Raw genomic sequence first — 8,063 nt, 5'->3', positions numbered from 1 at the left:
CAGGATTCTGGTCACGCCGCATCACTGATGAACATCGCATGGTCTATCGCATAGAAGGGGATGCCCTTCTCATCGCTCAGTTACGCTTCCACTACTAAACACACCAGACAGAATCTCTTGTGCGACCTTTCACATGGTCGTTTCGCATATTCTTGCCGAATTATCGAACTGACATGCGACGGAGGATCAGCTCTTTTTTCTTTTCCACATACGACGTGGTCTCCGTGGGTTGGTGTCGAAGCGGACTGGGAATGACCGCTGCCAAACGTGCCCCCTCATCCATTGAGAGCCGGGATGCCGGCTTGTGGAAATACCGTTGAGCAGCAGCCTCGATGCCGAACACGCCTGGTCCCCATTCGATAATATTGAGATAGAGTTCCAGGATACGTTTTTTACTCAAGGTTGATTCCAACATCCAGGTGATGAGAAGTTCTTTGCCTTTCCGAATCGGATCACGGGAGGTCGAGAGATACAAATTTTTGGCCAATTGCTGGGTTATGGTCGAGCCCCCACGAACAATCCTTCCTTCCTCCAAATTGGTTTCAATCGACTCCAGAACTTCATGCCAATCAACGCCGGCATGAGAATAAAAGGTCCCATCCTCGGATACCAGAATGGCCATACGCACGTGGCGCGGGATCCTTGCGAGCGGCGTCCATCGGTAGTCGATCTTCAGGGTGGTTCCTTGATCGTGCGCTTCATCTATGCGTTGCCGCATGAGCGCGGATTCTGTGGGATTCTCCGTGGGCAATTGGGCGATGGAAAGAAAGGGGAATGTGAGAATCTCAAATAAAACATAAAGGCCGAGGAGAACAAATATCGTTTTGAATGGAATGATGCGAATCCACCGGAATCGCCGAACACGGGGCTTTCTATGCGAACCGATATTCCAGAGAGGTTTGTTGGGACGGTGTTTTGTCGATTTTGGCCTTGATCGCTTCATGCTGGTGTTCTTGACTGACCTTCACCTGTCTCGACGGATAGGCTATGATGATGCCCTGATGAGAGCACAGACTCAATGGTGCCCAACGTAAGTATCAATTTAACGAGATGGTTGTCCAATGATTTTGCGTGGCAACGTGGACCCATTTAACCGAACCTAGAGTGATTTAAAAATAAGACCACAAAGAGGATTGCAATTTATGATGGCGCGGCTCCACCTGGGCACAGATTCTTCGCCCCTGGCTCAGAATGATAACTCTGGATAGATTATCATCCCCCGTTCGCCCAATGCCTGAATGGCAAAATCGATATTTTTACCCCAATTAGGAGTGAATGATGAATGCCATGATCTTAGAACAGGACGCCGATGTCGCGACGGGTCCTTTACGAGCTCGCGATATCCCCAAACCGGAACCGGGTCCCGGCCAGGTTCGCGTCAAGGTTCATGTCTGCGGAGTGTGCCGCACTGATCTGCATGTCGTCGAAGGCGAACTGCCACCATCCACTCGCCCCATTGTCCCTGGACATGAAACTGTCGGCATCGTGGATCAAGTGGGACAGGAAGTTAAGAAGATCAAAGAAGGTGATCGAGTAGGCATCGCCTGGCTCCAGGCAACCTGCGGGACCTGTGAGTTCTGTAAGGCAGGGCGGGAAAATCTTTGCGCGCAGGCTACCTTCACCGGATATCACGTCAACGGTGGCTACGCCGAATACGCGCTGGTCTCTGAACAATTCGCCTACCCTATTCCATCCGTGTTTACAGACGAAGAGGCCGCCCCGCTGTTGTGTGCCGGCATCATCGGCTATCGCGCCCTGCGTCGTAGTCAGGTTAAACCCGGCCAACGGCTGGGGCTTTACGGGTTCGGGGCATCGGCCCACATCACGATTCAAATCGCACGGCATTGGGGGTGCGAAGTCTATGTGTGTTCCTTACGGGAAGAACATCGCACCCTGGCTCGTGAACTGGGAGCGGTGTGGGTCGGAACGGCCTCGGAGATGCCACCGGACCCCCTTCATTCGGCGATCATGTTTGCCCCGGCTGGTGAACTGGTACCTCCAGCCCTTCGGGCATTGGAAAAAGGCGGCACCCTTGCCTTAGCCGGTATCTATATGACGCCCATTCCATCCTTAGACTATACCCTCGATCTGTTTCAGGAACGGACACTCCAAAGCGTCACCGCCAACACCCGCCAGGATGGATTGGACCTGTTAAAGGAGGCCGCCGCCATTCCCATTCGCACCCACACGGTTCCTTTTCAATTAGAGGAAGCCAATCTGGCACTCCAACAATTAAAAGCCGGAACCATCCAAGGCGCGGGAGTGTTGCATGTGAGGTAAGGCCTCAACTCTCGATTGAAAAACAGGCCGCGATTGCTAACACCGATACTGCCCGTCCCCCGGTGTTCTCAATCACATTGACAATATCGGCTTAATACCCGGCGGCCAGGGAATCCGGCTTTCGAGGATCGGACGCCCCATAGAACCCCTGCGGTCCCTTGAGAATGCTTTGAGCTCCGCCCATGGCTTCTTCGAGGGTGATTGTGTGACCCCGTTGTTCAAGTATGGCCAGCGTGTCCGGACTGACTCCATGCTCCACTCTGACCTTGTCGGGCATCCATTGATGATGGACTCGGGGGGCTGCGGTGGCAGAAGCCAGGTTCATGTCATGATCAATGACATTCACAATAATTTGAAGCGTCGTGGTGATGATATGACTTCCTCCCGGACTTCCGGTGGCGAGGAACGGCTTCCCTTTGTGCAGAACCAGGGTCGGGGTCATCGAGGAGAGGGGACGCTTTCCCGGTTCAATTGCATTGGCGGTCGATCCCATCAGACCGTAAGCATTCGGCGTTCCTGGTTTCGCCACAAAATCATCCATTTCATTGTTCAACAGAATTCCGGTGCCCTCGGCCACAATGCCGCTCCCAAAACTGAAATTGATGGTATAGGTGTTCGACACCACATTGCCGTCTTTATCCATAACCGAAAAGTGCGTGGTGTCCCGACCCTCGTAGGGCAAAAGGTTAGAGGGCTGGATACTCGATGAGGGACGGGCCTTCTGCGGGTCAATGGCGGCATGTAAGACTTTCGCATAGGCCTTCGAGATCAGACCCTGTACGGGGACCGGCACATATTCAGGATCGCCCAGCCAACGGCTCCGGTCCGCATAAGCGAGTTTCATACTCTCAACCAGCCAGTGAATGGACCTGGCACTATTGTGGCCAAAAGTCTTCATGGGCTCGTGTTCCAGAATATTCAGCATTTGTATCAGATGAACGCCACCGGAACTGGGAGGGGGCATTGACACAATGTCGTACCCGCGATACGTGCCCCGCACCGGTTTCCGCCAGATCGCACGATAGCGACGCAAGTCTTCCTTGGTGATCAACCCTCCATGCGCACGCATCCCGGCGGTCACCCGCTCTGCAATAGGTCCGTCATAAAAGGCCCCCGGCCCCTGCTCGGAAATTTGTTGCAGCGACCACGCCAGTTCGTTCTGGATCAACCGATCCCCTGGCCGGTACGGCGTCCCATCCGCCTGAAAAAAAATGCGTCGTGTAGAGGGCCACTGAGAAAGCTGTGTCGCATGTTCTTGAATCGCCATGGCCAAATCAGGGGAGACGATGATTCCTTCCCGGGCGAGCCGGATTGCCGGAGCCAGCACTTCTGGAAGAGACAGGGTACCGTGCGCTTCAAGGGCTTCCACCAAACCCGCGACCGTGCCGGGAACACCGACAGACTGATGGCTGAAGCGAAGGCGTGACTGGTCTACCGTGCCTTCCTCATCAAGAAACATCTGCGGCAATGCGGCGGCAGGAGCCACTTCGCGATAGTCGAGGGCCATAGCGGCATTCTTCTCTACATGATAGATCAGCAGAAATCCGCCGCCCCCAAGATTCCCGGCCTGGGGAAGCGTGACAGCCAACGCAAATCCCACTCCCACCGCAGCATCAATCGCATTTCCCCCGGCTTTCAAGATATCCACACCCACACGGGTGGCCATGGCCTCCTGACTGACGACCATTCCATGTTCAGCATAGATAGGATGAAAGATTTCCCGGTGGGAAAAGATGGGCGTGTCTTGCGCCAACACATCGTTCGAAAAAATCGAGACCAACACCCAACAGACAACCATCCACGTCAAGCGCGCCTTCCCTGCCGGTGCCCAATGAGGAGTGATGTTCATCTGCGGGACCTTGGACGTCATCATGCCAGAGAGCGGTTGATACATTTCACAGAGCCAACCAAACAGCAAAACTGAGTGAGAGGATGGGAGGCTTCCATCTTCCTCTGAATTTTCCTATCTGTGGTTGAACCGGATTTCAGAATACCTTGAAAAGTTCCCAAAACAAAACCGGGCTTTCCACGCCACCAGGTACCATTCCATAAACACCTTGGCTTGTTCTATTGAGCCCGCTTCTTGCTTCTCACTTCATATTGGGTGAGTATTGGGTGAACATCTGATCGATGAATGATTCTCAATCCTTTCCCCTTTATATCCTGTTTCAATAACCCTGACCATGATGACCATTGAAGAATCCATTCTTGGCTTTCTGGTAGCCCTCGCCGCAGGAGCGTTGATTGGCTTGGAACGTCAGCAGAATCTGAGCGTCGAGCGCAAAACCGGAATCGGTGGCGTACGGACCTTTCCCTTGATCGCCCTTGCCGGAGCCATGTCGGCGTTTATCTCCCAGGTCCTTGGCGTATGGCCTATTATTGCCACATTCCTGATTCTTGGCGCGCTTCTGGCTGTCGCGTACGACAAAGAATGGGGTCGAAAGGATCCACCTGGGATCATCACCCCACTCGCCGCCCTGATCACGTTTCTCCTGGGAGTTCTCGCCCTACTCCCTGCCCTCCCGATTGATCCACCACATCGGTATCTCCTCATTGTCGGCAGCGCAGGGGTCGTCATGGCCCTGCTGTCCTTAAAAGAACGACTGCATCATGTGGTGCAACAGGTGTCCGATGGTGATATCTATGCGACGGCTAAGTTTGTCATTTTAGCGCTCGTCGTCCTGCCTCTCCTCCCCAACCGCACCTTCGGCCCTCTGGATGTCCTCAATCCCTTCCATACCGGCATCATGGTCGTTCTCATTGCGGGAGTGAGTTTTTTAGGATATCTCTGCACTCGCATCATCGGTTCCCATAAAGGCCTTGCCACAACAGGCATTGTGGGAGGCCTGGTCTCTTCCACCGCCGTCACCATCAGCATGGCCACCCAAGCAGGGGAAAACCCGCGTCTAGCCCTGCCAGGAGCGACGGCCATCCTGGGCGCGGCCAGCACCATGTTTGCCAGGATGCTGGTCATCGTGAGCCTTCTGCAACCGGATCTGTTTCTCATGCTTCTCGCCCCTTTGGGGGGCATGGCCCTCTGCGGGTATGTCATGAGTTTCATCTTATTTAGCAAAGCGCAACGCATACCGCCGGATGGTCCGGACATCTCCCATCGGAATCCATTCGAATTACGTCCGGCCCTGGGATTTGGTGTATTGTATGCCGGAGTCCTGTTCATCTCGAAAGCCGCCCAAACCTACCTGGGCGATCAAGGGTTGTATGCGTCCAGTCTCCTGGCCGGAACCACCGACGTGGATGCCATCATGTTGTCAATTGTCCGATTACAGCAGGATGGACTGCTGGCCTGGACTGCCGCCACAGCCATCACTCTCGCGGCCATGACAAATACGATCGTAAAGCTTTTGTTAGCAGGATGGTTCGGAGGAAAACCACTCATGAAATATGTGGCGCCCGGAATGATCGCCATTTTGGCAACCGGCAGTCTCATTTTGCTCCTCTTCGGCTTCCGGCAGCTGTAACGATTTCCATCCACAAGAATACCCATGGACTCACACACACCTGATCGCACGCATACGATCCTCAAGGTTCTCGTAGGTTCCCATGCCCATGGTTTGGCCTCCGAAAAGAGCGACCGGGATTACCGCCGGATCTATGTTATCCGGACTGAGGAAATGTTTCAGTTGGGATTCAAGTATCCAACCACGCAGTGGACCAAGGGAGATGGCGATGAAACGGCATGGGAGGTCGGACAATTTCTTCTGCTGGGAACACAGGGCCATCCGCTTATTCTTGAGACGTTAGTGGCCCCGGTTATCACAGCCGATGCCTGGGGAGAACAACTGCGCATCCTGTTGCCGGCCCTATGGTCGCCTCAAAAAGCCTTTGAGGCCTTTACCAACTATGCCAATAATCAACGCACCAAGTTGCTGGATAAGAAAGATGGACGTCCGGCAAAGTATGCCGCCGCCTATATCCGGACTCTCTTCAACCTGTGTGAATTGCTGAAGTCAGGAAGTTTTCACATCCGCATTGGGGACACGTCGGCAGGCGAACAGCTGGCTCACATCAAGAATGGGCAATACCAGTTAGGAGAGGTGATGGAATGGGGGGAAGAACTCACGACGCAGGCACGGCAATTACTTCCTGGATGCCGGGATCAAAGGGATCTGCCACGCATCAATGATTTTCTGGTTGCCATTCGCCGCGGATTTCTTTCCCCTTGAGTCCCTCTGCAACAACAGCATCAAATAACCACGGGGTAATGGCCCCAACATTGAGCCCTCTGGTTTCCTGAAACAAGGTCCTCATTGAGAAAATTTCATTGCCGCATTCCTTTCGCTCCACGAATCGCCTTCAGTATTTCAAGGATCCAACGATTAGTATTCAGGTTGCTCAATGATTACGATAGAATGCTTTTCAGAAAAGTTGTCTCTTGTATTCTTTTGTGGAAACACGCTAGTTTTATAGGTACGAGGCATCCCGTTGTTCTCCATGAGTTTAGACCCTTTTTAAACTAGTCAAGGATTTTCATTTATGGCATCCGCACAACAAGATTTTTACGACATACTGGGGGTCAAAAAAACCGTCGATGCCAAAGAGCTCAAAAAAGCCTATCGTCGGCTGGCTCGCCAGTATCATCCGGATTTACATCCCGGCGAAAAAAAGGCGGAAATGGAAAAAAAATTCAAAGAGCTGAATGAAGCCTATGAAGTCTTAGGGGATGAGGGAAATAGAAAAAAATACGATCAATACGGCATGAACTGGAAGGAAGCCGAGGCCTATGAACGGGCACGACAACAAGGCGGAGGGGCGTATCCAGGAGGAGGTCCTAGCGGATATACCCAGGGAGGCGGTGATTTCAGTGATATATTTGAATCCATGTTCCGCCAGGGGGCTCAACGGGAAGGGGCCGGCTTTCGCGGCTTCGCCATGGCAGGGGCCGACCTGGAAGCCAATCTACCGATCTCACTACGAGAAGCCTTCACGGGTACACGCCGGGCCTTAAATCTTCCTGATGCCAGTGGAACTCCTCGTCCGATTGAAGTCCGCATTCCAGCTGGAGTGCGAGATGGCGAACGCCTTCGCGTAAAAGGGAAAGGCGCACCGGGTCGCGGAGGAGGACCACCGGGGGATTTATTATTTCATGTCCAGATTGCCCCTCATCCCGTGTTTCAACGTAAAGATTCAGATATTGTGGTGACTCTCCCCCTTTGGCCATGGGAAGCCGTATTGGGCACCGACATGCCGGTACCTACATTATCCGGAACGGTCCGCCTGAAAATTCCGGCTGGAAGCCAATCTCAACAACGAATGCGATTAAAAGGCAAGGGACTGCCCAAGCGAACCGGAGGGCATGGGGATCAGTTTGTAGTTCTCGACATCGTCACCCCTGAGACTCCCTCTCCCGATGAACAAGTGCTCTATGAACAATTAGCAAAATTCGATCATCCCGATCCCCGTTCAACCCTTCTTCAGGAGGCCACCCATGACTGAAGAACCACAACCCACCTTGGAACAGGTTACTGCGGAAATCATTACCTCCGGGAGCATCCGCCAGGAAGAAGTGTGTGCCCGATTAGGAATTGGCGAAGACGTCTTGGAGGTCTGTCTGCGATGGGAAATCATTCAACCACCGGAACCCGACCCGCACGGAACGGTGTTTTTTCCGGAAGACGCGCTTCACCGGTTGGGACGTGGCCTCCGGTTACATCGAGACTTAGGGATTAATTGGCCTGGAGTCAGCGTGGCCTTGGAATTGTTGGACCGCATCGAAGAACTGGAACAACAGATCCACAATCTTTCAAACGAGTAACCTCAAAAGA

8 protein-coding genes are annotated in these 8,063 nt (G+C 53.3%); 6 read left to right on the top strand and 2 right to left on the bottom strand.

From position 1 onward, the window contains the following. The coding region (locus AAH187_RS17120; protein ID WP_342349698.1) for a type II toxin-antitoxin system YoeB family toxin at positions 1 to 98 on the top strand (98 nt) is incomplete at its 5' end. A gap of 62 nt (positions 99 to 160) precedes the next feature. Here AAH187_RS17120 and mtgA read toward each other — a convergent pair. Continuing rightward, complete coding sequence (gene mtgA, locus AAH187_RS17115; RefSeq protein WP_342349697.1) at positions 161 to 943, bottom strand: monofunctional biosynthetic peptidoglycan transglycosylase; 783 nt, start codon at positions 941 to 943, stop codon at positions 161 to 163. A gap of 332 nt (positions 944 to 1,275) precedes the next feature. Here mtgA and AAH187_RS17110 point away from each other — a divergent pair, with 332 nt between their 5' ends. After that, positions 1,276 to 2,280, top strand: coding sequence for a zinc-dependent alcohol dehydrogenase family protein (locus tag AAH187_RS17110; protein WP_342349696.1), 1,005 nt, complete (start codon positions 1,276 to 1,278; stop codon positions 2,278 to 2,280). 91 nt (positions 2,281 to 2,371) lie between these two features. Here AAH187_RS17110 and ggt read toward each other — a convergent pair whose 3' ends face one another. After that, entirely contained in the window at positions 2,372 to 4,174 is a 1,803-nt protein-coding gene (ggt, locus tag AAH187_RS17105; protein WP_342349695.1) for a gamma-glutamyltransferase, read from the bottom strand. Positions 4,175 to 4,463: 289 nt separating this feature from the next. Here ggt and AAH187_RS17100 point away from each other — a divergent pair, with 289 nt between their 5' ends. The 4 genes from AAH187_RS17100 to AAH187_RS17085 all read left to right on the top strand — a co-directional run bounded on the left by AAH187_RS17100 (position 4,464) and on the right by AAH187_RS17085 (position 8,053). Then, positions 4,464 to 5,759: an MgtC/SapB family protein gene (locus AAH187_RS17100; RefSeq protein WP_342349694.1), complete on the top strand. Its 1,296-nt coding sequence runs from the start codon at positions 4,464 to 4,466 to the stop codon at positions 5,757 to 5,759. Between the two features lie 24 nt (positions 5,760 to 5,783). Further along, the gene (locus AAH187_RS17095; RefSeq protein ID WP_342349693.1) at positions 5,784 to 6,464 is read left to right on the top strand and encodes a nucleotidyltransferase domain-containing protein; all 681 of its coding nucleotides are present in this window, start codon (positions 5,784 to 5,786) and stop codon (positions 6,462 to 6,464) included. 310 nt (positions 6,465 to 6,774) lie between these two features. Further along, positions 6,775 to 7,734 (top strand): J domain-containing protein, encoded by a 960-nt coding sequence (locus AAH187_RS17090; protein ID WP_342349692.1) that lies wholly within the window; start codon positions 6,775 to 6,777, stop codon positions 7,732 to 7,734. After that, complete coding sequence (locus AAH187_RS17085; RefSeq protein ID WP_342349691.1) at positions 7,727 to 8,053, top strand: chaperone modulator CbpM; 327 nt, start codon at positions 7,727 to 7,729, stop codon at positions 8,051 to 8,053. The genes AAH187_RS17090 and AAH187_RS17085 overlap by 8 nt, the downstream gene beginning before the upstream one ends. Positions 8,054 to 8,063 lie beyond the last annotated feature (10 nt).

This window comes from uncultured Nitrospira sp., assembly GCA_902500695.1.
Taxonomy (GTDB): domain Bacteria; phylum Nitrospirota; class Nitrospiria; order Nitrospirales; family UBA8639; genus Nitrospira_E.
The sequence above is the reverse complement of the archived record's forward strand: the minus strand, read 5'-3'. Positions and strand labels throughout refer to the sequence as shown.